Raw genomic sequence first — 1,190 nt, forward strand, 5'->3', positions numbered from 1 at the left:
GGGTCTAGAATTTTTGGTGTTGGAAAGTATTTCCATTCCAAAAGTACTAGGCCCTTTTTGATAACAAAAAAAGCATCTAAGCCTCCCTAGTGCTATGCTTTAAGCGACGAAACTCAAGATAAGCGGGGTAGGAATAGATGTCTCAACTAGATAATACACTTAAATTACTGGGAATTACAGACACAAACATTCAGGTGTTCGGTACTCGTGAGGAATTTAATGGTCGGGGCTCGGGTCGCAAAAAGTATTTGGTCATCCAGGCAGAGCTTACCTACACACTCAGGCGCTGTCCCAGCTGTGGATACAATACGTTGCACCCTAACGGACACAAGCTCACTCATGTCCACATTTCAGGACCCATGGACCGGCCCGTAATTCTAGAGCTAAACAAGCAACGCTGGCGTTGTAGTAACTGCCATAGCACTTGTACGGCCACCACTCCAGTGGTATCAACCAACCACGCCATCGGTCACGGACTAGCGACTCATGTGCTGAAGCTAGCCAGTAAATCACTCCCGGCTAAGACTATCGCCAGTCTCACCGGTATTTCGACAAACTCAGTTCAGCGTATTTTGACGGCTAATATTCATCCACACGCGAGCCGCCGGTTACCGATTAATCTATGCTTTGATGAATTCCGTTCCACGCACGGCTCCATGTCGTTTATTTGCATTGACGCCGACACTCACAAATCAGTTAAAGTACTTAGCGACCGCCTTAATAGAACCATCAAACAGTTCTTTCTTAGTCAGTACAGCACCGCAGAGCGGGCCGCGGTTCAACGCGTCATCATGGACATGAACGCCTCCTATCAGGCATTCGTGCACGAACTATTCCCTAACGCCGAACTCATTATTGATCGGTTCCACATTATTCAATTAATGGGCCGGACGATGGATACCATTCGCACTCAATGTTTAAAGCAACTCGACAAGCATTCGCGGGAATATAAAGTACTGAAATCACTATGGCGCCTATTCCACAAGGCCACCCCTGACGCACAAAAGAGCCGCTACCTCTTCGGCCTGAATGAGTACTCGACCGAACAGAACGCTATTGATATTGGAACCGATACGTTTCCGGCCTTCAAAACAGCTTATGAAACCTACATCGATCTCCACGATGCTTTGATGGGGCGTCACGCTGATGAACTCAAGAATATCATCACTAACTATCAGCCTAACGGCACG

The 1,190-nt window shown here is 47.4% G+C and carries 1 protein-coding gene; it reads left to right on the top strand.

Annotated features, from left to right (window positions below):
- Positions 1-137: 137 nt before the first annotated feature.
- On the top strand, positions 138-1,190 hold a 1,053-nt coding region (locus GSO_RS15240; protein WP_010493879.1), incomplete at its 3' end, for an ISL3-like element IS1165 family transposase.

Origin of the sequence: Lacticaseibacillus zeae DSM 20178 = KCTC 3804, assembly GCF_000260435.1 — a bacterium.
Lineage (GTDB): Bacteria > Bacillota > Bacilli > Lactobacillales > Lactobacillaceae > Lacticaseibacillus > Lacticaseibacillus zeae.